We start from the raw sequence: 25,986 nt of genomic DNA, 5'->3' as shown, positions 1-25,986 counted from the left end.
GCGCCCGGGTGGGGACAGGGAGAGAGGCCCCGAAGTTACTCTTTGATCCAGATTTGCTGGGTCACGGCAAGGCCTTCGCCCCGCGTGATGTCGTCGTTGATCAGCCCGTCGGGCACGTTCTTGACGTCGTTGTCCACGATGCCCACAACCGCCGTCTCGCCCACCAGGCCGATGACATAGCCCGCATTGACGAAGGCCGCGATCATCTCGTTGAGCGCCGCATCCGCCGCCTCACGCGTCGGCGCGGTCGAGGCTTTGTCCCAGGCCGCCCAGATCTGGCGGATCGGAGCATCCGGTGCAGGCTCCACCCCCGAGGCGCCCTTGGTCGAATACCAGATGAAGTTCTGGTTCGCGTAGCTGTCCGAGCCCATCATGTTGCGCGGGTCGGCCGCCACGACCGACAGGCGGTCGAAGGGGTAGTACTGCATGTCGAAGGTGTTGTTGTTGCGGTTGTCGTCCCAGGCCGTGCGGTCGATGATGCGCGGCAGGAGCTCGATGCCGATGTCCTTGTAATTGTCGGCCACGACCTGAAGGATGCCCGCCTGGTTGTCCTCGGCGCCTTCGACGGTGATCGTGATGCGCTTGCCATCGGGGCGCAGACGGAAGCCATCGGCATCCTTTTCGGTGAAGCCCGCGCCGTCCAGAAGCGCGTTGGCGGCATCGGGGTCATAGGCGGCCCAATGCGTCTCCAGGTCGGCGTTGTAATAGGGCGACCCGGTGACCGGAGAGGCCGAACGCGCCTCGCCGAGACCCGCAAAGCCAAGCTCGTTGACCGTGTCGCGGTCCACGGCGAGGGACAGGGCCTGGCGCACATCGGCATTGCCGAAGAAGCCGTTCAGGAATTCGTCCTGGCTGTTCAGGTTCGGCAGAAGCGACCAGGCCTGGGCATCGCGCCACTTGATGACGTGATAGCCGCCCTTTTCCGCATTCTCCATGTAGAAGGGGAAGTCGTTGGTATTGGCATAGCGCATCTGGAAGTCGATCTGACCCTGCGCGATCATCAGGTTGAAGGCGTCCTGCTGGTCGAACAGACGATGCTCGATCCGGTCGATATAGGGCAGCTGGTTGCCCGCCTGGTCCACCGCCCAGTAATAGGGGTTGCGCACCATGGTCACCACATCGCCCGGCGCCGGGGTCTCGATCTTCCAGGCGGTGATGACCGGCAGATCGGGGTTCGACCACCAGGCCGTCGCCGCGCCCTTGGAGCCCCAGAGGTCCTGCCACTTCTCGACGCCGTATTTCTTCGCCGCCGCTTCAAGCTCTTCGGGCTTGGCGTAGTGGTTGTTGAACTGGCTCAGGTAGTGCTTGGGGAAAAGGAAGGACGGACGGTCGAGCGAAGGTTCCCCGGTCGAATCCTTGGCCAGGATGGTCAGGAAATAGACGTAAGGTTGCGCGAACTTGATCTTGAAGGTCCGGGCATCGACGACTTCCAGCTCCATCGGCTTGCCGCCGGGGGCAAAGGTCGGGTCGATGGTCGGGATGATGTCGGTGTTCAGGAAGACGTCGTTGTACCAGAAGGCCACGTCATCGGTGGTCACCGGCACGCCGTCCGACCACTTCAGGCCCTCCAAGAGGGTGAAGGTGAACTCGGTCGAGCTTTCGTTGACCGCATAGCTTTCGATATAGCCCGGGACCAGCGTCAGGTTGCCGTCCTTGTCCGAGCGCCACTTGACCACGCGCTCTTCCAGAAGCTTGGTCGGGCCCCAACGGTCGCCCGGCCCCTTGTAGGCGCGGTTCCAGGTGCCGCCGTATTGGCCGACCTCTGCCGCCTCGATCACCGAGGGCTTGGCGGGCAGACGTTCTTCCACCGGGGGCAGCGTGCCCGCCTTGACCATCTCGGCCAGCATCGGGCTTTCCTGATAGGCCCAGGCCGCAGAGAAGAGGGCCGTCGAGGCCGCCAGCCCCGCAAGAGCCCGAAGTGCAAAAATTTTCATGTCTCACTCCCTTTTTCCCGGCTTTCTCGTCCACGCTCACCTTTATCCCGGCGCGGATCAAGGCCTTGGGATAGGGGCAGACTAGAGCTTTTGTTCAGAAGAAATCAACAAAAATTTGCATTACGGGATTTTCCTTTAAAAGCAGGGGAAAGGCTGGTTCGCGCCCCGCTGTCATGCAAATTTTTGCACTACCTGCGCACCCGGGCGAGACTCGCCCGCTCGATCAGGTTGCAGCCCAGTTCCAGCCGATGCGCGGCCCTCACCCGGTCTCCGCCCAGGCTGCGCTGTTCGATCAGACCCAGAGCCGCCCGCCCGAACTGCTCCATGGGGACGGAGACGGTGGCCAGGGGCGGGTCATGCAGCTCTCCCAAAGCCACGCCGTCAAAGCCCACGACCGACAGGTCGCCCGGGATCGTCAGCCCCCGCGCCTTGATCGCCTTCATCGCGCCAAAGGCCAGGTTGTCGGCCGAGCAGAAGACCGCCGTCACCCCGGCAAGGTCGGGATGCTGCGCCAGCCAAGCCGCCATCGCCGCCTCGCCATCATCGGGAGTGAAGCTCGCGGCCATCAGGACAAGCGCATCCTCGTCGGGCCGCCCGGCCTCGGCCATGGCGTCGCGGAACCCGTCCAGGCGGCGGCGGACCGTCTTCCGCCCGTTCCAGGTCAGGTGCAGGATGCGACGATGACCCAGGGCCAGAAGCTGCCGCACCGCCATCTGCGCGGCGAAACGGTTGCCGGGGGTGACGGAATCCAGGTGCATATAGGGGTCTTCGCCGTTGATCAGCACCGCCGGGATGCCGCTTTCGGCGATGGCCTTCAGCAAAGGCTCACGGTCGTCGTTGAAGAGGATGATGCCCTCCGCCCCCGCCTTGCGCGCGGCCTCGGCCACGGCGGTGACCGGGGTGTCGGGGCCGATCGGAAAGGGCGTGATGCGGATGCCGCGTTCCTCGGCGTCGCGGGTCAGGGCGGAGAGGATCGTCCAGGAGACCAGGTTCACGTCATTCGACGGCATGGCGCTTTCAGGCACCGCCAAGAGCACCTTGGACAGCGAGGCAATCGAGGCCCGCGCCTGCCTGCGCGCGAGATACCCAAGCTCCCGCGCGGCCTCCATCACGCGGGCCCGCACCTCCTCCGAGATCGAGGCCGTGCCGTTCAGCACATGGCTGACGGTCGAGACGGCGACTCCGGCGGCGGCGGCGATGTCCTTCAGTCCGGGCTTTTTCGGCATCATGTCCTCAATCGGCCCAGATCGGGTTGGTGAAAAGACGGGGTTGCGGCCCGCGCCAGACCTCTATCCGCAGAAAGGCGGAAGTCAGGGTCAGGTCAAGGGCCATTTCGGGGGCCTGGGCGGTGTGGAGGGCCTCGGGGCCCCTGGCACTGACGACCCGGACCTCATCGCCCGGGGCAAGGCCGGTCAGGCGCAGCCCCGCATGGGTGGCCGTGTCGCCGAAGCGAAGGCCATCTTCGGGCCAGGCCATGGTCTCATCGGGGGCCGAGGCCACGACGCCCCGCCCCTGCCGGACGGCCTGAAGGATGCCCGTAATACTGCGCGTCTCGACCAAGAGCCGATTGGCCGGAAAGCCATGGCGGCGGCGGTTCTTCAGGTGCCAGTCGCTGCCCCCGGTGGCGGGGATGCGGCGGCCTTGGGCCAGCATCTCTTGCCAAAGCGCCAGGGCCTCTTCGTTGTGCCGGGCCCAATTGCCGTTCCAGATCTCCAAGGCGTCGAAATGGTCGAAAGCCCCCTGCCAGCGCCCCCCGGCGGAGTTCTGGAACGGGTGGTTGATGACCACCGTCGCCCCGGCCTCCCGCGCCTCGGCCATCTTCTGCGGCACATTTTCGGGCGTGCTGCAGCGCCAGTCGTGGATCGGCTCCTTCAGGCCAAGGAAGTTGGTATGGCCCCAGTAAGAGGTCAGCTCCATCCCCGGGATCAGCAGGATGCCGTTGTCCTGCGGGCAAAGCCGGTTCTGCGCCGTGGTGTTGTGGTCTGTCAGCGCCAGGAAATCCAAGCCCCCTGCCGCCGCCCGTTCCGCAACAAAGGCCACCGGCGCGCCACCGTCGGAATGTTCGGTGTGGGAATGCAGGTCGCCCGCCAGCCAGGCTTTCGTGCGGGGGATGAGGCGGATCGTCAGGTCGACCCAAGCCGTCGGCCCATGCTTCACCACGCCCAGGACCACATGCCAGGCGCCTGCCAGCGGCCCGGGGTGATAGCCCGCGCTGGCCCGGTCCTCGGCGAAGAAGAGATGGCCATATTCCGACCCCGTCCAGCCGCGCATCCTTCCCCGATGCGCCAGGCCGATGTCGATGACAGAGCCCTCTGAGCCGGTGGGGAAGAGGTAGCTGACCTCGATCCGCTCGATGTCGGTTCCGACCTCGAAGGGGATCTCGACGAAGCTTTTATCTCCGGGAAGGTCGGTCAGGTGGTGGCGGTATTCGATCATTTGAGGACCAGGGTCTTGATTTCAAAGGGCCGGAAGTGCAGGCGGACCGGGCCTTCGAGCAGCGCGGTCAGGGTCTCGCCCATCAGGTCGGTCAGGGCGGCTTCAGCCTTGGTGTCCAAAGTCCAGTCCTGCGCCCTGCCCTGGCGTTCGTAAAGCCGCAGGGTGATGCCCTCGCCGCCCCGGGTCACCGCCGCGATGCCGATGCCGTCGTGGGAGGGGGTGGCGAGGGTCATTGCCACCTCTCCACGGGCCGGGAGCACGAGGGCCGGCGCGTCGAAGGCCTCGGCCTTGGGGGGGACCTCGGCGAGGTCGGCGAAGGGGAACAGGCCGTAACGGAAGCGGTGTTCCCCGATATCGGCCCCGTCCCAGGGCCAGGTCGGCGCGCGCAGAAGGGTCAGCCGAAGGGTGCAACCTTCGGCGTCATGGCCGTATTTCCCGTCGTTCAGGATCGCGAGCCCCGCGCCGGGCTCGGCCATGGCGACAAAGCGGTGCATGTGGGATTCGAAGCGCGCCCGCTCCCAGGAGGTGTTTCTGTGGCTGGGGCGGCGGACATGGCCGAACTGGATTTCGGCAATGCTTTCGGTGGCCTGGATCGCCAGCGGGAAGGCTGCTTTCAGAAGCGTGTTGCGATCCTGCCAGTCGATGAAGGTGTCGAACTCCAGCACGTCGCCATCCGCCTCCAGCGAGACGACCTGGGTGATCGTCGAGGCCTCATAGCGCCAGACCATCCGCAGCGCGGCGCGGTGGGGGCCGGTTTCGGCGACGGTGACCTCGGGGGCTTCGATCTCCCAGGCCTGGTCCTCGTAATCGGCGTCGATCTCCCAGGCGTCGAACTCGCGGGGGAGGTCGCGAAAGGCTTGCAGGCGGTTGGCGGGGGCGCTGAGCATCTCACGCCCCAGGCGGTGGGAGTAAAGCGAGACCAGGCGGCCCTGGTCGAAACGGGCGGTGAGATGGGGGTTGGAGAGGGTCTCGGGGGTCACATGCAGGCCGCCCGTGGCATGGGGGGCGGGCTTGGGGGTCAGGGTGGTGACCGAAAGGGCGGGGCGCGAAGGCGCGGGCAGCAGGGTCATCGCGCTGCCATCGGCGCGGTGGCAGAGCTGGCTCGGGGTGTTGATCGCCATGGGCTGATCGCCCGCCAGGCGCAGGGGGGCGGTGTCGGGTTGGCCCATAGGGTTGGCGACGAGAAGCGAGGGGGTCTCTCCTTGCGTCAGGCGCTCGGTCAGGGTCGCCAGGGCCGCCGCCTCCAGCGCGGCAAAGCGGGCAAAGTCGGCGCGGGAGTCTGCGTAAACCGCGCCGATCGAGGAGCCCGGCAATATGTCGTGGAACTGCGCCAGCAGAAGGATATCCCACATCTGCGCGATCTCTTCCGGCCAGTGGCCCGCCATGACCGCCATGAACTCCAGGCGGCGGAGAGAGGCCTCGGCGCGGCGGTTGGCGAGCTTGATCTCGGCGACGGAAGTATAGGTGCCGCGATGGAATTCGAGATAAAGCTCTCCGGTCCAGGTGGGCCAGTCCTGCGGGGCGGCGTTCATCCGCTCCACCAGGTCGGTGAAGAAGCCGCCCATCGTGCCATGGGTCACGCGGGGGCAACCGGGGATGCCGCGCTCCATCCGGCGGAGGTGGTGCAGCATCTCACGCGTGGGGCCTCCGCCGCCGTCGCCATGGCCATAGACCATGAAGAGCTTGTCGCCCGTCCCCTTCTGGCTATAGCGCCGCCAGGTGCCCATGACGTGGCTGGGCCGCAGGTCGGGACAATAGGTGGTGTTGATGACCTTGGCATCGGCGGGCTGGGTGGTCAGGAAATAGGCAGGAACCTGGGTCCCATCCAGACCCTGCCAGAAGAAGGTCTCGTCCGGCATGGCATTGGTGTCGTTCCAGCTGAGCTTGTGGGTCACAAAGACCTCGACCCCCGATTGCGCCATGATCTGCGGCAGGGCGGCGGAGTAGCCGAAGGTATCGGGCAGCCAGAGGATGCGGGGGCGGACGCCGAAATTCTGCTGGTGATAGGCCACGCCGCGCTGGATTTGCCGGATCAGCGCCTCACCGCCGATGAGGTTGGCGTCGGGCTCCAGCCAAAGCGCGCCCTCGATCTCGAATTGGCCGCGGGCCTGGGCCGCCTTCAGGCCGTCGAAGAGCTGGGGGGCGTCCTGGGACAGCGCATCCAGCAGATAACCCTGGTTGTACATGAACTTGTAGTCGGGGAATTCCGCCATCAGCCGCAGGGCCGTGGCGATGGAGCGCTCCATCTTGGTGCGCGTCTCCGCCACGCGCCAGAGCCAGGCGACGTCGATATGGGTGTGACCGGTGGCCACGACCTCGGGGGCATGGGGGTCCACCGCATAGATCTCGGCGGCGATCTTGCGCGCGGCTTCCAGCGAGGCCGCGCGGCGGGCGGGGGTGCCGGGGCGGAGGTCGATGGCCTTCAGCGCGCGGGAGGCGATCTGGTGGATGCGGGTGCGGCGGGCGTCCTCGGGCGGCAGGTGGCGGGCGACGTCGAGGGGGGATTTCAGGTCGAAGCAGGTCTCCTCGGCCAGGAGGTCGTGGATCACCGGTTGCAGCGAGAAGCCCAGCTGGCGGCGGTCTTCGATCGTGCCGGCCTCGACCAGGATGTCATAGGCGCGGCCGGGCTCGGCGGCTTCGGTCAGAAGGAATTCAGTGTGGTTGAAGTCGCCGCCGGTGAAGGGCGCCCCGTCCACCAGGATCAGAAGCTGAGGGTCCGACCGCCCCATGACCCGACCAAACTGCGCGCCGATGCGCAGGCCCAGGCGCCGCCCCGCCGCCTGCGGGGGAACCTCCAGCCGCGCGCGGAAGAGGAAGCGGCCCCCGGGCTCGCCCCAGATCGTCTCTTGCGTGACCGGGGTCCAGGCGCCCCCGGGCAAAGAGCCCAGGGGACGCGGCAGGGCGCCGCGCCGGAACTCCAAGGCCAGGGGCGCGCCGATGGGGCGGAAGATCTCTTGGCGCAAGAGCTCGACAAGGTGGTCCATCTGGCGCGGGTCGGTCATGGCATTCCTGGGCATTTCATGAAATATTTGCATTACAACTTTGACTGACCACCCCCCGCATGGTCAAGCGAATATGCGCATTATCCATTGTTTTCTGAAAATTCCACCGCTACTCTGCGACGCGACTTCGAGGAGGGGGCGTGAGTTGGTGCAAAAGTTTCACATCACGATCATGCCGGACGCCGCCCCCGTGACCGAACAGCTTCAGACCCGGATCGACCAGGCTTCCGCCCAGGGCGGTGGGCGGGTCACCTTGGGCGCAGGGCGGCATGTCAGCGGCGCCCTGCGCCTGTCCCCGGGGGTCAATCTGCACCTGGCCGAGGGGGCGGAGCTGCATTTCCTGCCCGGCTACGACAGTTACGCGGCCAACCGCAGCACCGTCCTGGCCGAGCAAAGCGACCGCGCCATGATCCTGGCCCACCGCGCCCATGGCGCAAGCCTCAGCGGCAAGGGCCGCATCGTGGCGGGTGGGACCCCAGGCTTCAGCCTGGGCCCGGATGGCGACATGGGCGTCCTGGTCCCCGCCCCGCATCGCCCCCGGGTCCTGGTCGTCGAAGACACCGAGGACTTCGCCCTGGACAGCCTGACGATCGCCGATTCGCCCATGTGGACGCTGCATCTGATCGGCTGCCGCCGCGCGCGGGTCCAGGGCGTGACGATCCGCAACAACCGCGCCCTGCCCAATACCGATGGCGTCGTGATCGACGGCGGCAGCGACATCCAGGTCACCGACTGCGACATCGAGACCGCCGATGACGGGGTCGTGCTCAAGACCTCGACCATCGACCCTCTTTGCGGGGTCCGGGTGACCGGCTGCCGCGTCTCCAGCCAGTCCTGCGCGCTGAAGATCGGGACCGAGACCCATGGCGATATCCGCGACGTGATCTTCGCGGGCTGCCAGGTCGTGGACAGCAACCGCGCGCTGGGGATTTTCTCCCGCGATGGGGGCGAGATCAGCGACATCGCCTTTTCCGGCATCAGCGTCGATTGCCACGAGACGCCCGACGGCTTCTGGGGCTCGGGCGAGGCCTTTACCCTGACGCGGCTGACAAGGCGGGCGGCGCGGCCTGCGGGGTCGGTCAAGCGCGTGGTGGTGCAGGACACCACCGGGCGGGCGGAGGGCGCGATCTGCCTCTGGGACGAGGGCGAGGGGGTCGAGGACCTGGTTCTGTCGCGCATCGCCCTGGCGCAGGTGCCCGGAGCGCTTGGCACCGGCGCGCAGATCGACCTGCGCCCGACGCCTGCCGACCTGACCCCCGGCAATGGCCGCGCCAATGCCTGGACCCGCAATGCCCAGGGCCGGGTCGTGGGCCTCACCCCCTATCCCCAGGGCCTGCCCGGGCTTCATGCCCATGGCGTGCGGCCGATCCTGCAAGAGGTCACGATCCACCGCCCTTCTCCCCTGCCCCCGGGCTGGGGGCCCTCCTTCACCTTCGAGGACTGACATGCAAATCTACCGCTCGCTCCACCCCGACCACGCCAAAACGCTCGACACCGAGGGCCTGCGCAAGAACTTCCTGGTGCAGGGCCTGTTCCAGCCCGGCACGCTGCAAATGGCCTATTCCCACGAGGACCGGATGATCCTTCTGGGCGCCATGCCCCTGGCGCCCTTGACCCTGCCCGCCGAGACCAAGCCCCTGACCGGCACCGATTTCCTGCTGCAACGCCGCGAGTTGGGGCTCATCAACATCGGCGGCCCGGGGCGGGTGACGGCGGATGGCGTGGCTTACGACATCGGCACCGAAGAGGCGCTTTACCTCGGCGCCGGCACGCGGGAGGTCATGTTTGAGAGCCTCACCGAGACCCCGGCGCAGTTCTACGGCAACTCCGCCCCCGCCCATAAATCCCTGCCCGCCAAGAAGATCACCCAAGCCATGGCCTCGCCCGTCTCCTTGGGCGCGCAAGAGACCAACAACCAGCGTGTGATCTACCGCTTCCTGCATCCGAATGTCGTGGAGACCTGCCAGCTGCTGATGGGCCTGACCCGGCTGGCCCAGGGGTCGAACTGGAATACGATGCCGCCCCATACCCATGACCGCCGCTGCGAGACCTATCTGTATTTCGACATGGACCCGGCAACCGTCGTCTTCCACTTCATGGGAGAGCCGCAGGAGACCCGCCACCTGGTGATGAAGAACGGCGATGCGGCGATCTCTCCGCCCTGGTCGGTCCATGCGGGCTGCGGGACGGGGCGCTATACTTTCATCTGGTGCATGGCGGGAGAAAACCAGGTGTTTGAGGATATGGACATGATCGCCCCGGGGTCGCTGCTGTGAGGCTCTTCGATCTGACGGGAAAGGTGGCCCTGGTGACCGGGGCGCGGTCTGGCATCGGCCAGGCCATGGCGCTGGCGTTGGCCGAGGCGGGGGCGGATGTCGTGGGCCTGGGCTCGCGCGCCATGCCCGAGACCGAAGCGGCCATTCGCGCCCTGGGCCGCCGCTTTGCGGCCCTGACCTGCGACCTTGGCGGCGACTATGACGCCGGGGCGGTGATCGCCCAGGCCCAGGCGGCTTTCGGGCGGCTGGATGTCCTGGTGAACAACGCGGGCATCATCCGCCGCCACGACCTGGCCGACCATCCGCTTTCCGACTGGGAGGAGGTCCTGGCCGTCAACCTCACCGCCCCCTTCCGTCTGTCGCAAGCCGCCGCCAAGGTGATGCAAGACGGAGGGCGGATCGTGATGACCGCCTCGCTTCTGTCGATGCAGGGGGGCATCAGGGTTCCGGCCTATACGGCGGCGAAACATGGGGTGGCGGGGCTGACCAAGGCCCTGGCCAACGAACTCGCCCCGCGCGGCATCACCGTCAACGCCATTGCGCCGGGTTACATCGAGACCGACAACACCACCGCGCTCCGCGCCGACCCCGACCGCAACGCCGCCATCCTGGCGCGCATCCCCCTGGGCCGCTGGGGGAGGGCGGAGGACCTCGGCGGGGCCGTGGTCTTCCTGGCCTCGGCGGCAGGCGCCTATGTCACGGGGACGGTGCTGACCGTGGACGGCGGCTGGATGGGGCGCTAGGGCCCCCTTCCACCTGCTTCACCGCAGCTCGAAGGCGAAGGCCAGGTTGCGGTTCGCGCCTTCTGGCGGCAGCGGGAAGGGGGCGGCGCGGCGGATGTGGTCGAGGCCCAGGGCATCCACCGCCGCATCGCCCGAGCTTTGCAGCACGCTGACCTGGGTCAGGCTGCCATCTTTGCCCACGGTGAAGCCCACCTGCACCACGCCCTTCCCCGGGCTGCGGGCCTTGGCGGTCTTGCGGATCTGCTTGACCACCGCCTGGGCCCAGGCCTTGGGCGAGGCGCTGCCGGAGGCCTTGGCCGCGACGGCAGGCGCTGCGGCCTCGGGCTGAGGCGCGGCGGCGGGCTCGGTGGCGGGCTCGGTGGCGGGCGTCTTCGGCTTCTTTTGGGTCTTCTTTGCAGGCTTCTTCGGCTTCTCGACAGGTTTCTCAGCCGCCATGGGCTTCTCCGGTGCGGCCATGGCTTTGGGGGCGGTGTCGGGCAGGGTTCCGCTGGCCAGACGCGGCAGAGCCACCGGCAGGGGCGCGGTTTCCGTCAGGGGCTTGGGCGGCGTGATCTCATGCGCCACCTCAGAGTGCGCGGGCGGAGCGATGAGCTCGGGGGGCCGAACCGGGTCAGGCGCGGGCTCTGACATGGCGGTCAGCGGAGGCGCAGCCGGGGGCAAGGGCGCGGCGAGGGTGACGGCAAAGCTCTCGACCGGCGCCATTGCGGGGGCGGCCAAAAGCGCAAGGCCAGCGCTGATCCCGGCCACCACCAGCCCCGAGAAGACCCAGCCGCCAAGCCTCCCGGGGCGGGGCGGGTCGATCTGCAACCAAAGCGGCGCGGTGGTCATGGCGCGGCTTCCAGCCCCACCAGCGAGACCTTGGTGTAACCCGCCGCCCGCAGGTCATCCAGCGCCTGCATGAGCTGGCCATAACTCAGGGCGCGGTCGGCGCGCAGGTAAAGCGCGGTGTCCCGCTTGGCCCCGGTGCGGGCGTCGAGTGCGGCAGCCAGGGAGCCCTCGGCCAAGGGGACATCCTCCAGCACGAAGCCCCCTGCGGTCAGGGTGATCCAGACCGGGTCGGGGGGCCTTTGCGCGGGGGCCGCGCCCGAGGTCGGGAGGTCGATGGGCACGTCCACGGTCGACAGGGGGGCGGCGACCATGAAGACGATGAGCAGGACGAGCATCACGTCGATAAAGGGCGTGACGTTGATCTCGGCCAGTTCTTCTGCGGGATCGGGGTCAAAGCGCATCGCGGCCCCCCAGGCGACGGCGCTCGATCTCGCGGCTCAGGTGGCTTTCGACCAGGGCTTCGACATCGCCCAGGCCATGGCGATAGACCGCGATGCGGCGGGTCAGGAAGTTATAGACCAGGACCGCAGGGATCGCCGCGCCAAGGCCCACGGCGGTGGCCAGAAGCGCCTCGGCGATGCCCGGGGCCACGACCGACAGGCTGGTCGTCTTGGTCGCCGCGATGGCGAGGAAGGCGTTCATGATGCCGAAGACCGTGCCGAAAAGCCCGATGAAAGGCGCGGTCGCGGCGATCTGCGCCAAGAGGCCCACGCCCGAGCGCAGGCCATGCAGCGCCCGCGCCTGGATCCGGGTCAGGCCGATGCGGCAGCGCTCGCGCAGGCCCTCGGCCTCGACGGCGCCGATCTGGCCGGGCAGGCCCGCCAGTTCGGCCCGGATCAGGCGCAGCATGGCGGCCCCGGGCTCGGGGCGCGCGGGAAGCGGCGCCCCAGGGTCGGCGGCCGCAAGCCGCAGGGTCTGGCGCAGCCGCCGGGCGGCAAGCGCGATCTCGGCGGTCTTGAAGACCAGGACGGTCAGGACCAGGAAAGCCATGCCCGCCAGCGCCGCCATGACCGCCTGCACCACCCAATGCGCGTGCAGGACGATCTGGACGAGGTCGGTTTCGGCGGCGGGCAGCGCGGCGGGAACGGCGGCGCCCGGCGCCATCGTCTCCCCCGGCATGACGGGAGAGACGGAGGGAAGCGGTGCGCCCGGTGCGGGGACGGCCTGCGGCAGGTCTTGCGCCGCCAGGGGGGCAGCGATCAGCGCCAGCAGAACAAGAAAACGCCGCATGCCGATCTCCTTACCAGGTAAAGGTCTTGCCGATGGTCAGCTTGGCGTTCAGCCCCTCGCCCGAATCCAGCGCAAGGTTGTCGCGCCAGGCGCGGTCGAAGACATTCTCGACCGTCAGCGAGACGTCGATGCCCTCCAGCGGGCCCTCCTCCGCCGTCCAGGTGACGAAGAGGTCATGCGTCGCATAGCCCGGACCCGAGGTCGTGGCCGAGGCGGTGGTGATATCGGCATGGCCATTGACCCGCCAGCCCAGCGTCAGCCCCTGCGCGGGCAGCTTGGCGCCCAAGGTCAGGGCCAGGTTCTCGGCCGGCGTATCGGCCAGCGTCGTTCCATAGCTCGTCCCCGTCGTCAGGTTGCGGCTTTTCACATGGGCATAGGCGAGGTTGGCAAACCAGCGCTCGGCGTCATAGGCGGCCTCGATCTCGGCCCCCCAGGTCCGCGCGTGCGAGATGTTGACGAAGGCGGTCGAGCCCGTTGCCCCGGTCGAATTGGCGGCGATCAGGTTGTCCAGGTCATTGTGGAAGGCGGTGGCCTTCACCTGCAAGCTGTCGCCCTCGGAGATCAGGTCCTGGCCCTGCCAGGTCAGGCCCAGCTCAAAGGTCTCGGCGCTTTCGTTCTGCAGGTCCAGGCTCGGGACCTGCACCGCCCCGGCGCGGCTGGTGCCATAGGAATAGAGCTCGTCCAGCGTGGGCATCCGTTCGGTCTGCGCCCAGGTGCCGAAGAGGCCGAGGCTGTCGCTCACCTCGTAAAGCGCCTGGACCTTGGCCGATCCCGCGCTGGTATCGGCCTCGGTCGCGCCTTGGGCGATGGACGCCGCCGAGGGGCTGCGCTGGCCAAGGTCAAGCCGCACCCCGGGGATCAGCGTCAGGCGGTCGGCCAGGGTGAACTCGCCCTGGGCATAAAGGCCAAGCTTGTCGTCGGTGCCCTCGGGGTGGAAGCCCATGGCGCCCAGAGACGAGGTCGCCGTCCGCTCTTGGGAGGAGAGCTGCGCGCCCAGGATCACGCTGCCTGCGGCGAGCGCAATGCGGTTCTCGGCCTTCAGCGCGGTGGTGGCATAGCTGAACTGGCCGTCACACAGGACCTGGAGGCTGCCCGCCCCGCACATGGCGCCCATCGAGAAGTTGTCCTTGGTCACCTCGGTCTCGGTCCGCGAGAGGGTGACGGTCAGGTCCAGAAGGTCATTCTCGGGCACGGAGTTGGCCCAGGTCAGGGTGGCGGTCGTGTCGCGTGCCGCGATATCGGCCGTGCCAAAGCCCGAGGCGGCAGCGCCTCCGGTCTGGGCCACCAGCGCACCCTTCAGGTCGGTATCGGTCTGGCTATAGGCGAAGGTCAGGGTCTGGCCCTCGGCCAGGGTCAGCTTGGCCTTGGCCAGGGCCGACCAGCTCTCATGCGCCGTTCCGGCAATCGCGGTGCCATTGCCATCCACCACGACCCCGCCCGAAGATTGGTTGACCGCGCCGAGGAACTCCATGTTCCCGGCGCGCTGCGCGAAGATCACCCCCTTGCGCAGCGAATCGCCGTTCGAGCCGTAAGAGAGGCTCGGCCTGACCGCCCTTCCATCGCCCTCCGCCAGGAAGTCCGCCGCATCCTTGGTGGTGAAGTTCACCGCCCCGCCAATCGCCCCCGACCCGTTCAAGGTCGAGGCGGCAGGCCCCCGCAGGACCTCGACCCGCTTGTAAAGGTCGAGGTCGCCGAAGAAGGACCCCATCCGGTACTGCTCAAAGAACTTCGGCGCGCCGTCGACCGAGACCTTGATGCGCTCTTCCGCCGAGGCCTGTTCGGCATTGCCCACGCCGCGGATGTTGAAGCTTTGCCCCAGGGCCCGGGCCGAGGCCCCGGTCACCGTCACCCCCGGCACGGCGCGGAAGAGGTCGGACAGGGTCTCGGGCTGGCTGCGGTCGAAATCGCCCGCCTCCAGCGCGGTGACGGATTGCGGCGTGTCGAGCGCGAGCTTGGTGGCTCCGGCGCCAAAGATCAGGCGGCCCAGAAGCTGGAAGGCACCCGTCTCTTGCGCTTGAAGCGGCGTGCAAAGGGCAAGGAAGGCGACCGAGGCGGTCAGAGGCAGGCGTTTCATGGCAGTGTCCCCAAGGTGGTCTGCGAGGGGCTGGCCGGGCGAAATGCCGTCGTGCTGGCGTGCAGGATTTTCTGACTTGATTTGTCAGGAATAGGGAAGTAGAGAATCCGACAGAAATTGTCAAGTATCCCCGCGCACCAGCCTTCCGCCAGACGCGCCCCCATCCTTCTGGAGGACCCATGGTCGATTCCGCTGCCCTGCGCACCCGGCGCGCCGAGAACCCGAAAACCCGCGCCCGTGACCTGGCCGAGGCCCATGGACTGCCCGAGGCCGCCCTTGTCGCGGCCCATCTCGGCCATGGCGTCACCGCCTTGGCGCCCCATCCCGATCAGCTGATTCCCCTGGTGGGCGAGCTGGGTGATGTCATGGCGCTCACGCGCAACCGCAACTGCGTGCATGAGCGCAAGGGGGTCTACCGGCCCTATCACTCCGGCACTTGGGCGCAGATGGTGCTCTCGCCCGAGATCGACCTGCGGATCTTCGCCAAGCACTGGGTCCATGCCTATGCCGTGGAAGAGGGCGACAAGCGCTCGATCCAGGTCTTCGATGCGGCGGGGGATGCGGTCCACAAGATCCACCTGACGGCGGCCTCGGATGTCGCGGGGTTTGACCGGCTGGTGGCGGCGCTGGCCGTGCCGGGGGCGATGCCCGACTTCTCCCCCCGCGCGGCGGTGGAGCCCGCGCGCGGCGATGCCCAAAGGGCCGAGGCGCTGCGCAAGGCCTGGGCCGCGATGACGGACAGCCACCAGTTCCTGGGGATGGTCAAGGACCTGGGCATGAACCGCCTCGGCGCCAACCGCATCGCGGGCGCGCCCCATGCGCGGCCGCTGCAAAAGGGCGCGGTCCTGGCGGCGCTGGAGCTGGCGGCCTTCTCGGAAATCCCGGTCATGATCTTTGTCGGCAATGCGGGCTGCATCCAGATCCACTCCGGCCCGATCGGCAAGACGACCCTCATGGGCCCCTGGATCAACATCATGGACCCGCGTTTCAACCTGCACCTGCGCGGCGACCGGATTGCCGAGGTCTGGCATGTGGTCAAGCCCACCGCCACTGGCCCCGCCGTCTCCATCGAGGCCTTCGACGCCGACGGAGAGCTGATCCTGCAGATCTTCGCCTATCGCAAGGACCGCACGGGCGAGGCCTGGAATGCCATGGTCGAGGCCCTGCCGCACCTGGAGGAGGCCTTCGCATGATCTCGCGCCGCGCTGTCCTTTTGGGCTCTTGCCTTGTCGCCCTGCCCGCCTTTGCTGCCACGCCCCGTGTCGTGGTCCTGGGCGGCTCCATCGCCGAGATCGTGGCGGCCTTGGGGGCCGAGGGGCAGCTGGTGGGCCGGGACACGACCTCGACCTATCCCGCGAGCCTCCTGGCCCTGCCCGATGTCGGCTATGTCCGGGCGCTGTCGGCGGAGGGGGTCCTGTCCCTGGCCCCCGACCTGATCCTGGCCGAGGAAGACGCCGGCCCTCCTCCGGTGGTCGAGGTCCTGAAGGCCGCCGGTCCGCGCTTCGTCACCCTGCCGGGCGCGACCGATGGGCCGGGGGTCCTGGCCAAGATCACCGCCACCGCCGAGGCCCTGGGGCTGAGCGCAGAGGCCCTGCTGGCCAAGGTCCAGGCCGACCTCGACCGCGCTGCGGCCCTGGCCGCCGCCGTCACCGCGCCGCAATCGGTGCTCTTTGTCCTGTCGCTGCAAGGCGGGTCGGTCATGGCGGGCGGAGCGGGCTCTTCGGCCGAGGGGATCATCGCGCTGGCCGGGGGCATCAATGCCGCCACGGGCTTCACCGGTTTCAAGCCGATGACCGACGAGGCCGTCCTGGCCGCCAACCCTGGGGCCATCCTGGTCATGGACCGCGAGGGCGAGCTGTCGATCACGCCCGAGATGATCGCGGCCCATCCCGCCCTGGGCCAGACCTCGGCAGGGCTGGCCGGGCGGGTGATCTCGATGGACGGGATCTTCCTTTTGGGCTTCGGCCCCCGCACCGGAGAGGCCGCGATTGCGCTGAACACCGCGCTTTACGGGGCCAAGGGATGACCGCGCAGCGCCTGGCGCCCCTGGCGTTGCTGGGAGTGGTTCTCCTGGCCCTGGGGACCGGGGCCACCGGGCTTTCCCCCCTGCGGCTGGCGGAGGGCCTGCGGACCGGGCTCTCTGCGCAGGAAAGCCTGGTTCTCTGGGACATCCGCCTGCCCCGGCTGATGCTGGGGCTTTTGGTGGGGGGCGGCCTCGCGGTCTCGGGCGTGCTGATGCAGGCGCTCTTCCGCAATCCCTTGGCGGACCCGGGGGTGATCGGGGTGGGGCCCGGGGCGGCCCTGGGCGCGGTGGTGGGGATCGTGCTCGGTGGCTCGGGGCCTTGGGTCGTCATGGGGACGGCCTTCCTGGGCGGCTGGGGCGCGGTGGCGCTTCTGGCGCGGATCGCGCAGAGCGGCGGACGGACCGATATCGCGCGGCTGCTTCTGGCCGGGATCGCGCTTTCAGCTCTGGGGGGCGCGGTCACCGGGCTTTTGGTCACCATGGCCGATGACCGGCAGCTGCGCGACCTGTCCTATTGGTCGATGGGCTCCTTGGGAGGCGCGACCTGGCAAAAGGTCGGGCTGGGGGCCCTGGTGATCCTGCCGGTGCTGCTCCTCGCCCCGCGCCTGGCCCGGGGGCTGGATGCCCTGGCGCTTGGAGAGGCCGCGGCCTTTCACATGGGCCACCGGGTGGAACGCCTGAAGGTCCTGGCCATCGTGATGACCGCCCTGGCCACGGGGGCCGCCGTTTCGCTGGCGGGGGGGATCGGCTTTATCGGCGTCGTGGTGCCGCATCTTCTGCGGCTGGCGCTGGGGCCGGGCCACCGGGCGATCCTGCCCCTGGCCGCGCTAGGGGGAGGCGCGCTCCTTGTCCTGGCCGATGTCCTGGCCCGCGTCCTGACCGCCCCCGCCGAGCTGCCCATCGGCATCCTGACCGCGCTGATCGGGGCGCCGGTCTTCCTTCACATCCTTTTGCGGAGGCGCGCATGACGCTGGAAGCCCGCAACCTGACCCTGCACCGCGCGGGCCGCCCGGTTCTGAATGACCTGACCCTGCGGCTTCATCCCGGCGAGGTCACCGTCCTGATCGGCCCCAATGGCTCGGGCAAATCCTCGCTTCTGGCCGCGCTGTCGGGCACCCTGCCCTTTGACGGCCAGGTGCTGCTGAACGGCCAGGATATCCGCCAAATCCCCGCCCCGCAGCTCGCGCTCCGCCGCGCGGTGATGGCGCAGGAAACCACGCTGGCCTTCCCCTTCCCGGTCGAGGATATCGTGGCCCTGGGCGCCTCCCGCCCCCTGCCCCCCGCCCGGATCGCCGCCCTCCTCTCCGAGGTCGGGCTCAAGGGTTTCGCCCACCGCAACGCGATGGAACTGTCAGGCGGCGAGGCGCAGAGGATGCACCTGGCCCGCGCCCTGGCCCAGGCGGAAACCGGGCTGGAGCCCTTTTGGCTGATGCTGGACGAGCCGGTCTCGAGCCTTGACCTCGCGCATCAGGTCGCGGTGATCGACCGGGCGAGGGCCTTTGCAGCGGCAGGGGGCGGCGCGCTGGTCGTGCTGCATGACCTGAATCTGGCCTTCCGGGGCGCCGACCGTATCCTCGTGCTGCACCAGGGGGCGCTGGTGGCCGATGGGGCTCCGTCAGAGGTCATGTCCGATGCGCTGATCGCCCGGGTCTATGGCTGCGAGGCGCCCTTGAACCGCCTGCCGCCCGAGGGGCCCTTCCTTTTGGTCCAGGCCGTTCAGCCCAGCGCCCGCCAGAACCCCGCCTTGCGCGCGTGATCGCGCCTTAGCCCCGCCGCATAGACCTCGTGGCTGGGATGGCCCTGCCAATCCTCGACATGGGGCGCGATTTCGGCCGCATGGGTCAGGTGGCGGGCGGCATGGGGGTAGCGGGCGGAACGGCCCGCCCCCAGGGTAAAGCCGATCATCGCCCGCAGGGCCAGGGTCGCTGACAGGGGGAAGCGGTCCGACAGGGCCTCGGCGGCGGGGGTCAGGACCTCGTAGCGGTCGCCGTCGAGGCTCTGCCGCAGGACAAGGGCGGCGGCGCGGGGAAGGTCGGGCCATTGGATCAGGAAATCCAGCGCCAGGATCGGGTCGGGATGGGCGGCGACATAGGAAAGCTCGCGCTCTTCGGCATCGATATCCTCGAAATCCGGGAGTTTCTTCAGGTAGGCTCGCAGGGGCGCCGCTGACAGGCCCTGGCGGAAGCGGTCAAGCCGGAAGGCCTGAGCCTCGGGCTGGCGGCCCAGGGCCTCCAGCACCGCAAGCCGGGCCTCGGCCCAGGGCGCATCGCCGGGGGCGGCGCGGTCAAGCGCCTCCAGCGCCTCGGTCAGGCGGCCCTGGGTCACAAGGCGCTGGGCGATCTCGGTGGCGATCTGCGGCTGGGCGAGGTGGGCGGGGCCGTATTGGGAGATGAAGGCATCGACGTCGCCCTGCACATCGGCGATGTCCTGCAGGGCCATGCGGACGATGGCGCGGCGGGTGCGGGTGGCCAGGTCGCTGGCGCCGCTCGGCACGGGCAGGGCCTGCACCAAGGTCTTGAGATGGGCGAGGCCCACAGCCCCCAAAGCCGGGGCCAGGCAGGGGATCAGCGGGTCATATTGCCCGTCGAGGTTCTCTTGGAGCGCCTCCAGCACCTCTTCGGCCAGGGCTTCGGGCCGGTCCCTGGGGGCAAGCTCTCCGAGCAGCGCACAGGCCCGGTGGAAGACGGCCACCACCGTGCCGCCGGTATCCTCGCAGCGCCGGAAGATCGAGGGCGCGATCTGGAGGAGCCGCCAGGTCAGGGCGAGCGCCTCGGTCGGGTCTTGGGGCGAGAGGCGGGCGATGGCCTGAAGCTGGCCATCAAGATCGGCCACCAGCCCCTTGCGGCTGCGCCAGCCGATCCGGGCCCTTGCGGTGGCGATGGTGGACAGGCGCTTGGCGATCTCGCGCGCGGCCTCTTTCGGGCTTTGGGCGCCCGCAAGCTCCAGCCGCAGCCGCCTTTTCGCCAGGGCCGATCCGGTCGAAACCTCGATCAGCAGTTCCGCCAGCCGCGCCGCGCCCAGGGCTTCCAGGTTCTTGGCGTTCAGCGTGGTCTTGGCGGCCATGGGTCTTCCCTGTCTTTGGCCGTGACGCTATCAGCCGCCGGGGGGCGCTGCCAGAGGCCAGGTCGGACGCTCCAGCTGAAAGCTGTCCTGGGCGCGCAGATAGGTCGCGCCGAAGCCGCGCGCGACGAGGTCCAGGGCGGGCGTGTCGATATGGGCGCGGGCGGGGTCGATCAGGAAGCGGTCCGCGATATGCACGGCCAGGACGCGACCGATGACCAGGACCTGGTGCGGCCCGGTCTCGACCATCTGCACCAGGCGGCATTCATAGGCCACCGGGCTTTCGGCGATGCGGGGCGGGGCGACATGGGTCGAGGCCAGGGTTTCCAGCCCGGCCAGGGCCAACTCATCCACCCCGCGCGGGGCATCGATGGCGGTCTGGTTCATCGCGCCCACCAGCCGCTCGGGCACGAGGTTGATGACGAACTCGCCCATGTCGGCGATGTTCTGGGCCGTGTCCTTCAGCCCGCGCGGATCGGCCATGATCCCAAGCGCCACCGTGGGCGGGGCCGAGCCCATGATGTTGAAGAAGGAATAGGGCGCGGCATTGCGGCGCCCCTCGCGGTCCAGCGTCACGACCCAGGCGATCGGGCGCGGCACGGTCGTCGCAGCCAGAAGCTTGTAGGCGATGCGCTCGGGGAGGGTCTCGAGGTCGTATCTCATTTGACCCGCACGGCGGGTTTCGCCTCGGTGTCCACGACCAGCTGAAAGACATCCGGCCGGGCGTAATGGCCGGTCACGTCGAAATCGAACTTGGCGCGCAGGACCTCTGACGGGTCGATCTCGGCGTAAAGAATGGTCTCGCCGCTGAAATCGGGGCCGGCGAGGATGCGACCCAGGGGCGAGACGATGACCGAGCCGCCGCGCATCATCACCGTGCTGGGCGCATCGCCCAGGGCGCTTTCGTGGTCGGGACCATAGGCGGCGCGGGTGATGTATTGGCAGGCGGAAAGCACGAAGGTCCGGCCCTCCAGCGCGATGTGCTGCATCGTGGGCGCCCAGGTGTCGCGGTCGTCCGCCGTGGGGGCGCAATAGAGGCTGACGCCCTGGTGATACATGTGCATCCGAAGGGCGGGCATGTAATTCTCCCAGCAGATCACCGCGCCCACGGTCCCCATCTCGGTCTGGAAGACCGGCAGGGTGGAGCCATCGCCAAAGCCCCAGATCAGCCGCTCTCCGGCGGTGGGCATCAGCTTGCGGTGCTTGCCCACCAGGCCCTTGGCCCCGTCGAAATAGAGGACGGTGCAGTAAAGCGTGGCGCCGTCGCGCTCGATGACGCCCAACACGGCGAAGGCACCGGTCTCGGCGCTGGCTTCCGCGAGGCAGGCGACCTCGGGGCCCTCGAGGTCGATGGCAGCGGCGTGATAGCGGGCAAAGGCCGCGCGGCCCTCGGGTTTGCGCATGCCGATGGGCGCGCCGAAACTGGCGCCCTTGGGATAGCCGCCCACCAGCGCCTCGGGGAAAACGATCAGCCGGGCGCCCTGGGATGCCGCCTCGCGCAGGCGGGCGGCGGCGGCCTGGGCCGTGGCCATGGGATCGCCGGGGACCGAGGCCATCTGCACGACGGCGGCTTTGAAAGGGGTCATCGCTTGGTCTCCGATGTCAGCGCGCCGGGAGGGGGCGCAAAGAGAGTATTTGGGCAAATGTGAAAGCCAAGGGGTCAGTCGGGCGTGGCGTTCACGACGGGGTGGCGGAGCGTGCCGATGCCCTCGACGCAGGCCGTGACCACATCGCCCGGCCAGAGCCATTCCTGCGGGTCGCGCCCCGCCCCCACGCCCTCGGGCGTGCCCGAGGCGATGATGTCGCCGGGCTCCAACGTGATGCCCTGGCTGATGTCGGCGATCAGCTCATTGACCTTGAAGAGCATCTTGGCGGTGTTCGAGCGCTGTTTCTCGACCCCGTTCACCGTCAGCCAGAGGTCGAGGACCTGCGGGTCCGGGATCTCGTCGGCGGTGACGATCACCGGGCCGAAGGGGGCGAAGCTGTCCTGGCCCTTGGAATAGATCCACTGGCCGGCGCGGCGGTTGTCGCGGGCCGAGACGTCGATCATCACCGAATAGCCGAAGACATGCGACAGCGCCGCCCCGGTCGTCACGCGCCGCGCGCGGGTGCCGATGATGACGGCGAGTTCCACCTCCCAGTCCAGCTGACGGGTGATCCTGGCGTTGTGCTCGATGGGCTGATCCGGGCCGATGACCGAGGTCGGCGGCTTGGAGAAGATCACCGGCTGCTTGGGCAGGTCCTTGTTGGTGTCGAGCGCGCGGGCGCTTTCGGCGACATGGTCGAGATAGTTCAGCCCGATGCCGAAGATATTCTTGCGGGGTCGAGGGATTGGCGCCAGCAGGGTCACATTGGCCAGGGCCGTCGCGGAATGGATCGGAAAGCGCCCGTCCACGCGGTCCAGGCAATCCTGCACCGCCCAAAGACCGGGCTGGCCCGCGTCGATCAGGTCAAGCATGGAGCCCGGCAGGGGCTCGCCGCAGGCCTCGCCCAGGGTGGCGACATCGACGACCAGGTCACCGACCAGGACGCCCAGGCTTGCTGCCGCTTCGATATCGGCACGATAGGTCACGAGTTTCATGGGCTCTCACTTCACCGGCTGATGGCCGTGGTTGTCGGAAAAGGCCTCTTCGCGGTAGAACCCGAGGGCGCGCATCACCGGCAGGTCCGAGAGGCAGAAGAGGCAGGCGTCGTCGCGGTCGTCCAGGTTGACATGTTCATGCCAGGCCCAGGAGGGCACGCAGAAAATGTCGCGCTCTTGCCAATCGAAGCGCTGGCCGTTGATCACCGAATAGCCGCGCCCCTTGGCGACGTGGTAAAGGTAGCTGCCGGTGTGGCGATGGGCCTTGGTGTGCTCACCGGGGCGCAGCATCTGCATCGAGGCGCCAAGCGTGCGCATCACCGGGCCGTTCGTCACGGGGTTGACGTAGTCCATCATCACCCCGTCGAAGGGCGAGCCATCGGTGCAGAGGGCATAGCGGCCCAGGGCCTCATAGGTCGGCGCCCATTCGTATTTGAACATCGGGCTGTAGCCCTTTTGCCAATCCCCGCCCGAGGGCGTCAGACCGGCATTGCCCCAGGTCTTGGTCATGTCATCGACCGGATGGCCCACGGCCTGGCGCAGATCGGGATGGACCTCGTAGAAATTCGCCTCCATCGCGTTGACGAAGGGAATATCCAGCCCGTCTTGCCAGAGGCAGGTCGAGCCCTCGGCCGAGACGCCGTGTTCGTGCCAGGTGCCGTTGGGGGTCAGGACGAAGTCATTGGCGCCCAGGGTCATCTTGTGGCCATCGACGACGGTATAGGCCCCCGTCCCCTCCATGATGAAGCGGATCGCGCTGGCGGAATGGCGGTGGGCGCTGGCGACCTCTCCGGGCTTCATCACCTGGAGCCCCGCATAGATCCAGCCCACCGCCGCCGCCACATCGGTCCGCCCCGGGTTGTTCAGGTAGATCACCCGCCGCCCCGCCTTTTCCGGCGTCACCAGGTCGATGGAGCGCAGGACATGGTCGCGCAGATCGCGATAGCGCCAGACCACGGGGACCGATTGCGACTTCGGCTCCCAGGGTTCGATCTTGTTGGCCACGGTCCAGAGCGCGCCCGCGTGGTGACGGTCAAGCGCGTCGTAATAGGCCAGAAGCTCGGGCGTGTCCTCGACATTGGCACGACCGGCGACGTCTTCCCGGTGGTTCTCGCGTTGAACGGCCATCCTGCCCTCCTTGAGTTTCATCGATGCTGCCTGAATGCATTTTCGATTGCAACAAGGATTTTCGAAAATCTCGGGTTTGCATTGGCGGCGGAAGCTCCCTATCCTGCGGGCAAGGGGAAGGTGACCGATGACACTTGCGGAAAAGGCCTATCTGTCGCTGCGCAACGACATCGTGCGCGGCGATCTGAAGCCCGGCGGGGCGCTGAAGATGGCCGATCTCTCGGCGCGCTATGACATGGGCTTTTCGCCGCTGCGCGAGGCGCTGAGCCGGTTGCAGGGCGAAAGGCTGGTGATCTCGGAATCGCTGCGGGGGTTCCGGGTGTCCGAGCTGTCATTGGCCGAGTTCGAGGATGCCCTGCGCACGCGGCTGGTGATCGAGACCGAGGCGCTGCGGCTATCGTTGCGGCTGGGGGGGGATGACTGGGCGGCACAGCTCGTGGCGGCGACCTATGCGCTGAAACTTCAGGCCGAGCGGTCGGGCGGCGACATCTGGGAGCTTGAAACCCGCCACCACGCCTTTCACCGCGCGCTGCTGTCGGCCTGCGGGTCGCGCTGGATGCTGGATTTCTTCGAGCAGCTTTACATGGCGACCGACCGCTACCGCCTGCCCGTGCTGGTGGGCGGCGCGGGGGGTGGCGGGCGCGACCTGGTGGCCGAACATGCGGCCCTGGCCGATGCGGCTTTGGCCAGGGACGAGACCCTGGCCAACCGCCTTCTGGTGCAGCATTACGAGGCGACGGCGGCGACGATCCGCGCCCGGCACGGCGCTTGACAGGGGAGGTCAGACATTGACCTGGGTCCCCAATTCCACCACCCGCCCCGCCGGGATGCGGAAGTAGTCCGAAGCCGGGGCCGAGTTGCGCGCCATCAGGATGAAGAGCCGCGCCATCCAGGCCGGGATCTCGCGCCGCGACGACAGGCGCAGGGACCGCCGCGACAGGATGAAGGAGGTCGACATGATGTCGAACTTCCACCCCAGCTTGCGGCAGAGCGCCAGGCCCTCGGGGACGTCGGGTTCCTCGGCATAGCCCCAGGTCAGGGTCACCTGGCGGAAGCCCGGCGCCAGGTCCACCATCTGCACCCGGTCCTCGGCGGCCACCCGGGGGATATCGGCGGTGCGGATGGTCAGGATCACGTTCTGCTCGTGCAGGACCTTGAAGTGCTTGAGCGAGTGCAAGAGGGCAGCAGGGGCATAGTCCGGGTCCGAGGTCAGGAAGACCGCCGTCCCTGGCACCTGCGGCAGGGGCTTGGCGCCCAGGTGGCGGATCAGCTTCTCAAGGCTCATCTCGCCCTGGGCCTCTTTGCCCAGCACCACGCCCGTGCCCTTGATCCAGGAGGTCATCACGATCACCACCAGCATGGCCAGCCCCAGGGGCAGCCAGCCGCCTTCGAAGAGTTTCAACAGGTTGGCGCCGAAGAACACCAGGTCCAGCGCCAGAAGCGGTGCGAAAAGCGCCACGGCCAGGGTCTTGGACAGGCCCCAGTGCTTGTGCGCCACGATCATCGCCAGCGTGGCGGTGACCACCATCGTTCCGGTGACGGCGATGCCATAGGCCGAGGCCAGGGCCGAAGAGCTGCCGAAGGTCACGACCAGGACGAGGACAGCGACCAGCAGCATCTGGTTGACGGCGGGCATGAAGATTTGACCCTCCTGCGCGTCCGAGGTGTGGCGGATGCGCATCCGGGGCAGAAGCCGCAACTGGATCGCCTGCCGGGTCAAGGAAAAGGCGCCCGAGATCACGGCCTGGCTGGCGATGATCGTGGCGGCGGTGGCCAGGATGACCACCGGCAGAAGCAGGGTCTCGGGGAAAACCCGGAAGAAGGGGTTCTCCATCGCCGCAGGGTCGGCCAGGACCAGCGCGCCCTGGCCGTAATAGTTCAAAAGCAGCGCGGGCAGGGCCACGAAGATCCAGGCAAGCTGGATGGGCTTGCGGCCAAAGTGGCCCATGTCGGCATAAAGCGCCTCGGCCCCGGTGACGGCCAGAAAGACCGCGCCCAGCACGATCAGGCCCAACTTGCCATTGCCCGCAAGGAACTGCACCGCGGCCCAGGGGTTCAGCGCCTCCAGCACCCGGGGCTCGGCCACGATCTGCATGGTTCCGCCAAGCCCGATCACCAGGAACCAGACCAGGGTGATGGGGCCGAAGAACCGCGCCACGGCCTCTGTCCCCCGGGCCTGCACCAGGAAGAGCCCGACGATGATCGCCATCGAGATCGGCAGGATATAGGGGTCGAAGGCCGTGGTCACGAGGCTCAGGCCCTCGACCGCAGACAGGACCGAGACGGCGGGGGTCAGGGCCGCATCGCCGTAAAACAGCGCCGCGCCGAACAGGCCCATCGCCAGGACCAGCGGCCGCCGCCCGCCCAGGCTGCGCTCGGCCAGGGCGAGGAGAGACAGGGTCCCGCCCTCACCCTGGTTGTCGGCCCGCATCAAGAGCGCCACATATTTGAAAGTCACGATGATCATCAGGGACCAGGTGATCAGCGACAGGACGCCCAGCACATCCTCGACCCTGACCCCGCCATGGCTGGCGCCCGCCGCATGCATCGCCTCGCGGAAGGCGTAAAGCGGAGAGGTGCCGATGTCGCCATAGACGACGCCGATGGCGGCAAGGGAAAGGGCCAGAAGCCCGGGTTTGTGAGTGGTGGAGGGGGTCATGTCGGGTCCGGA

The 25,986-nt window shown here is 68.2% G+C and carries 22 protein-coding genes; 8 read left to right on the top strand and 14 right to left on the bottom strand.

The window, feature by feature from the left end:
• Positions 1 to 35 precede the first annotated feature (35 nt).
• The 4 genes from GV832_RS02695 to GV832_RS02680 all read right to left on the bottom strand — a co-directional run bounded on the left by GV832_RS02695 (position 36) and on the right by GV832_RS02680 (position 7,372).
• A complete protein-coding gene (locus GV832_RS02695) occupies positions 36 to 1,934 on the bottom strand; it encodes an ABC transporter substrate-binding protein (protein WP_168773285.1) in 1,899 nt (632 codons plus the stop codon).
• Between the two features lie 188 nt (positions 1,935 to 2,122).
• On the bottom strand, positions 2,123 to 3,163 hold the full coding sequence (locus tag GV832_RS02690; protein WP_227754191.1) for a LacI family DNA-binding transcriptional regulator: 1,041 nt from the start codon (positions 3,161 to 3,163) through the stop codon (positions 2,123 to 2,125).
• A gap of 4 nt (positions 3,164 to 3,167) precedes the next feature.
• A complete protein-coding gene (locus GV832_RS02685; RefSeq protein WP_168773284.1) occupies positions 3,168 to 4,370 on the bottom strand; it encodes a CehA/McbA family metallohydrolase in 1,203 nt (400 codons plus the stop codon).
• A complete protein-coding gene (locus GV832_RS02680; protein WP_168773283.1) occupies positions 4,367 to 7,372 on the bottom strand; it encodes an alpha-mannosidase in 3,006 nt (1,001 codons plus the stop codon). Before GV832_RS02680 ends, GV832_RS02685 begins: the two co-directional genes overlap by 4 nt.
• A gap of 148 nt (positions 7,373 to 7,520) precedes the next feature.
• On the opposite strand from GV832_RS02680, the gene GV832_RS02675 reads away from it, so the two are divergent.
• Genes GV832_RS02675 through kduD form a run of 3 tightly spaced genes read left to right on the top strand, consistent with a single transcriptional unit; the run spans position 7,521 to position 10,391 of the window.
• Positions 7,521 to 8,816, top strand: a complete 1,296-nt coding sequence (locus GV832_RS02675) for a glycoside hydrolase family 28 protein (RefSeq protein WP_354001915.1) — start codon at positions 7,521 to 7,523, stop codon at positions 8,814 to 8,816.
• A gap of 1 nt (position 8,817) precedes the next feature.
• Positions 8,818 to 9,648: a 5-dehydro-4-deoxy-D-glucuronate isomerase gene (gene kduI / locus GV832_RS02670; protein WP_168773282.1), complete on the top strand. Its 831-nt coding sequence runs from the start codon at positions 8,818 to 8,820 to the stop codon at positions 9,646 to 9,648.
• Positions 9,645 to 10,391, top strand: a complete 747-nt coding sequence (kduD, locus tag GV832_RS02665; protein ID WP_168773281.1) for a 2-dehydro-3-deoxy-D-gluconate 5-dehydrogenase KduD — start codon at positions 9,645 to 9,647, stop codon at positions 10,389 to 10,391. The genes kduI and kduD overlap by 4 nt, the downstream gene beginning before the upstream one ends.
• 18 nt (positions 10,392 to 10,409) lie before the next feature.
• On the opposite strand, the gene GV832_RS02660 is transcribed toward kduD, so the two are convergent.
• Genes GV832_RS02660 through GV832_RS02645 form a run of 4 tightly spaced genes read right to left on the bottom strand, consistent with a single transcriptional unit; the run spans position 10,410 to position 14,523 of the window.
• Positions 10,410 to 11,219 carry a TonB family protein gene (locus GV832_RS02660; protein WP_168773280.1) on the bottom strand — a complete coding sequence of 270 codons (810 nt, stop codon included), beginning with the start codon at positions 11,217 to 11,219 and terminating at the stop codon, positions 10,410 to 10,412.
• Entirely contained in the window at positions 11,216 to 11,620 is a 405-nt protein-coding gene (locus tag GV832_RS02655) for a biopolymer transporter ExbD (RefSeq protein WP_168773279.1), read from the bottom strand. The genes GV832_RS02660 and GV832_RS02655 overlap by 4 nt, the downstream gene beginning before the upstream one ends.
• Positions 11,610 to 12,449 (bottom strand): MotA/TolQ/ExbB proton channel family protein, encoded by an 840-nt coding sequence (locus tag GV832_RS02650; protein WP_168773278.1) that lies wholly within the window; start codon positions 12,447 to 12,449, stop codon positions 11,610 to 11,612. Before GV832_RS02650 ends, GV832_RS02655 begins: the two co-directional genes overlap by 11 nt.
• A 10-nt stretch (positions 12,450 to 12,459) precedes the next feature.
• On the bottom strand, positions 12,460 to 14,523 hold the full coding sequence (locus tag GV832_RS02645; RefSeq protein WP_168773277.1) for a TonB-dependent receptor domain-containing protein: 2,064 nt from the start codon (positions 14,521 to 14,523) through the stop codon (positions 12,460 to 12,462).
• Between the two features lie 179 nt (positions 14,524 to 14,702).
• Between GV832_RS02645 and GV832_RS02640 the strand changes: the two genes are divergently transcribed.
• From GV832_RS02640 to GV832_RS02625, 4 genes are read left to right on the top strand one after another with little or no spacing between them, the layout of a single operon-like run.
• Positions 14,703 to 15,716: a hemin-degrading factor gene (locus tag GV832_RS02640; RefSeq protein ID WP_168773276.1), complete on the top strand. Its 1,014-nt coding sequence runs from the start codon at positions 14,703 to 14,705 to the stop codon at positions 15,714 to 15,716.
• A complete protein-coding gene (locus GV832_RS02635; protein WP_168773275.1) occupies positions 15,713 to 16,549 on the top strand; it encodes a heme/hemin ABC transporter substrate-binding protein in 837 nt (278 codons plus the stop codon). Before GV832_RS02640 ends, GV832_RS02635 begins: the two co-directional genes overlap by 4 nt.
• Positions 16,546 to 17,514, top strand: coding sequence for a FecCD family ABC transporter permease (locus tag GV832_RS02630; protein ID WP_168773274.1), 969 nt, complete (start codon positions 16,546 to 16,548; stop codon positions 17,512 to 17,514). Before GV832_RS02635 ends, GV832_RS02630 begins: the two co-directional genes overlap by 4 nt.
• Positions 17,511 to 18,302, top strand: a complete 792-nt coding sequence (locus tag GV832_RS02625; protein ID WP_168773273.1) for a heme ABC transporter ATP-binding protein — start codon at positions 17,511 to 17,513, stop codon at positions 18,300 to 18,302. The genes GV832_RS02630 and GV832_RS02625 overlap by 4 nt, the downstream gene beginning before the upstream one ends.
• Here GV832_RS02625 and GV832_RS02620 read toward each other — a convergent pair.
• From GV832_RS02620 to GV832_RS02600, 5 genes are all read right to left on the bottom strand, one after another.
• A complete protein-coding gene (locus tag GV832_RS02620) occupies positions 18,263 to 19,609 on the bottom strand; it encodes a DUF6880 family protein (RefSeq protein ID WP_168773272.1) in 1,347 nt (448 codons plus the stop codon). The genes GV832_RS02625 and GV832_RS02620 overlap by 40 nt on opposite strands.
• A 30-nt stretch (positions 19,610 to 19,639) precedes the next feature.
• The gene (locus GV832_RS02615; RefSeq protein WP_168773271.1) at positions 19,640 to 20,269 is read right to left on the bottom strand and encodes a flavin reductase family protein; all 630 of its coding nucleotides are present in this window, start codon (positions 20,267 to 20,269) and stop codon (positions 19,640 to 19,642) included.
• Positions 20,266 to 21,192, bottom strand: a complete 927-nt coding sequence (locus GV832_RS02610; RefSeq protein ID WP_168773270.1) for a carbon-nitrogen hydrolase family protein — start codon at positions 21,190 to 21,192, stop codon at positions 20,266 to 20,268. Before GV832_RS02610 ends, GV832_RS02615 begins: the two co-directional genes overlap by 4 nt.
• Positions 21,193 to 21,266: 74 nt before the next feature.
• Positions 21,267 to 22,187, bottom strand: coding sequence for a fumarylacetoacetate hydrolase family protein (locus GV832_RS02605; RefSeq protein ID WP_168773269.1), 921 nt, complete (start codon positions 22,185 to 22,187; stop codon positions 21,267 to 21,269).
• 6 nt (positions 22,188 to 22,193) lie between these two features.
• Positions 22,194 to 23,315: a cupin domain-containing protein gene (locus GV832_RS02600; RefSeq protein ID WP_168773268.1), complete on the bottom strand. Its 1,122-nt coding sequence runs from the start codon at positions 23,313 to 23,315 to the stop codon at positions 22,194 to 22,196.
• A 127-nt stretch (positions 23,316 to 23,442) separates the two neighbouring features.
• Here GV832_RS02600 and GV832_RS02595 point away from each other — a divergent pair, with 127 nt between their 5' ends.
• Positions 23,443 to 24,087 (top strand): GntR family transcriptional regulator, encoded by a 645-nt coding sequence (locus GV832_RS02595; RefSeq protein WP_168773267.1) that lies wholly within the window; start codon positions 23,443 to 23,445, stop codon positions 24,085 to 24,087.
• A gap of 9 nt (positions 24,088 to 24,096) precedes the next feature.
• On the opposite strand, the gene GV832_RS02590 is transcribed toward GV832_RS02595, so the two are convergent.
• Positions 24,097 to 25,974 carry a potassium transporter Kup gene (locus GV832_RS02590; RefSeq protein ID WP_168773266.1) on the bottom strand — a complete coding sequence of 626 codons (1,878 nt, stop codon included), beginning with the start codon at positions 25,972 to 25,974 and terminating at the stop codon, positions 24,097 to 24,099.
• Positions 25,975 to 25,986: the final 12 nt, after the last annotated feature.

Origin of the sequence: Stagnihabitans tardus, from assembly GCF_009925085.1 — a bacterium.
GTDB classification, from domain to species: Bacteria; Pseudomonadota; Alphaproteobacteria; order Rhodobacterales; family Rhodobacteraceae; genus Stagnihabitans; species Stagnihabitans tardus.
The sequence above is the reverse complement of the archived record's forward strand: the minus strand, read 5'-3'. Positions and strand labels throughout refer to the sequence as shown.

Excerpts from the sequence above, each read along its gene's own strand:
- GV832_RS02630 (WP_168773274.1), top strand. The coding sequence starts at position 16,546 with ATGACCGCGCAGCGCCTGGCGCCCCTGGCGTTGCTGGGAGTGGTTCTC.
- GV832_RS02680 (WP_168773283.1), bottom strand. The coding sequence starts at position 7,372 with ATGACCGACCCGCGCCAGATGGACCACCTTGTCGAGCTCTTGCGCCAA.
- GV832_RS02660 (WP_168773280.1), bottom strand. The coding sequence starts at position 11,219 with ATGACCACCGCGCCGCTTTGGTTGCAGATCGACCCGCCCCGCCCCGGG.
- GV832_RS02610 (WP_168773270.1), bottom strand. The coding sequence starts at position 21,192 with ATGACCCCTTTCAAAGCCGCCGTCGTGCAGATGGCCTCGGTCCCCGGC.
- GV832_RS02635 (WP_168773275.1), top strand. The coding sequence starts at position 15,713 with ATGATCTCGCGCCGCGCTGTCCTTTTGGGCTCTTGCCTTGTCGCCCTG.
- GV832_RS02640 (WP_168773276.1), top strand. The coding sequence starts at position 14,703 with ATGGTCGATTCCGCTGCCCTGCGCACCCGGCGCGCCGAGAACCCGAAA.
- GV832_RS02590 (WP_168773266.1), bottom strand. The coding sequence starts at position 25,974 with ATGACCCCCTCCACCACTCACAAACCCGGGCTTCTGGCCCTTTCCCTT.
- GV832_RS02650 (WP_168773278.1), bottom strand. The coding sequence starts at position 12,449 with ATGCGGCGTTTTCTTGTTCTGCTGGCGCTGATCGCTGCCCCCCTGGCG.
- GV832_RS02620 (WP_168773272.1), bottom strand. The coding sequence starts at position 19,609 with ATGGCCGCCAAGACCACGCTGAACGCCAAGAACCTGGAAGCCCTGGGC.
- kduI (WP_168773282.1), top strand. The coding sequence starts at position 8,818 with ATGCAAATCTACCGCTCGCTCCACCCCGACCACGCCAAAACGCTCGAC.
- GV832_RS02595 (WP_168773267.1), top strand. The coding sequence starts at position 23,443 with ATGACACTTGCGGAAAAGGCCTATCTGTCGCTGCGCAACGACATCGTG.
- GV832_RS02600 (WP_168773268.1), bottom strand. The coding sequence starts at position 23,315 with ATGGCCGTTCAACGCGAGAACCACCGGGAAGACGTCGCCGGTCGTGCC.
- GV832_RS02695 (WP_168773285.1), bottom strand. The coding sequence starts at position 1,934 with ATGAAAATTTTTGCACTTCGGGCTCTTGCGGGGCTGGCGGCCTCGACG.
- GV832_RS02615 (WP_168773271.1), bottom strand. The coding sequence starts at position 20,269 with ATGAGATACGACCTCGAGACCCTCCCCGAGCGCATCGCCTACAAGCTT.
- GV832_RS02625 (WP_168773273.1), top strand. The coding sequence starts at position 17,511 with ATGACGCTGGAAGCCCGCAACCTGACCCTGCACCGCGCGGGCCGCCCG.
- GV832_RS02690 (WP_227754191.1), bottom strand. The coding sequence starts at position 3,163 with ATGATGCCGAAAAAGCCCGGACTGAAGGACATCGCCGCCGCCGCCGGA.
- GV832_RS02605 (WP_168773269.1), bottom strand. The coding sequence starts at position 22,187 with ATGAAACTCGTGACCTATCGTGCCGATATCGAAGCGGCAGCAAGCCTG.
- GV832_RS02655 (WP_168773279.1), bottom strand. The coding sequence starts at position 11,620 with ATGCGCTTTGACCCCGATCCCGCAGAAGAACTGGCCGAGATCAACGTC.
- GV832_RS02645 (WP_168773277.1), bottom strand. The coding sequence starts at position 14,523 with ATGAAACGCCTGCCTCTGACCGCCTCGGTCGCCTTCCTTGCCCTTTGC.
- GV832_RS02685 (WP_168773284.1), bottom strand. The coding sequence starts at position 4,370 with ATGATCGAATACCGCCACCACCTGACCGACCTTCCCGGAGATAAAAGC.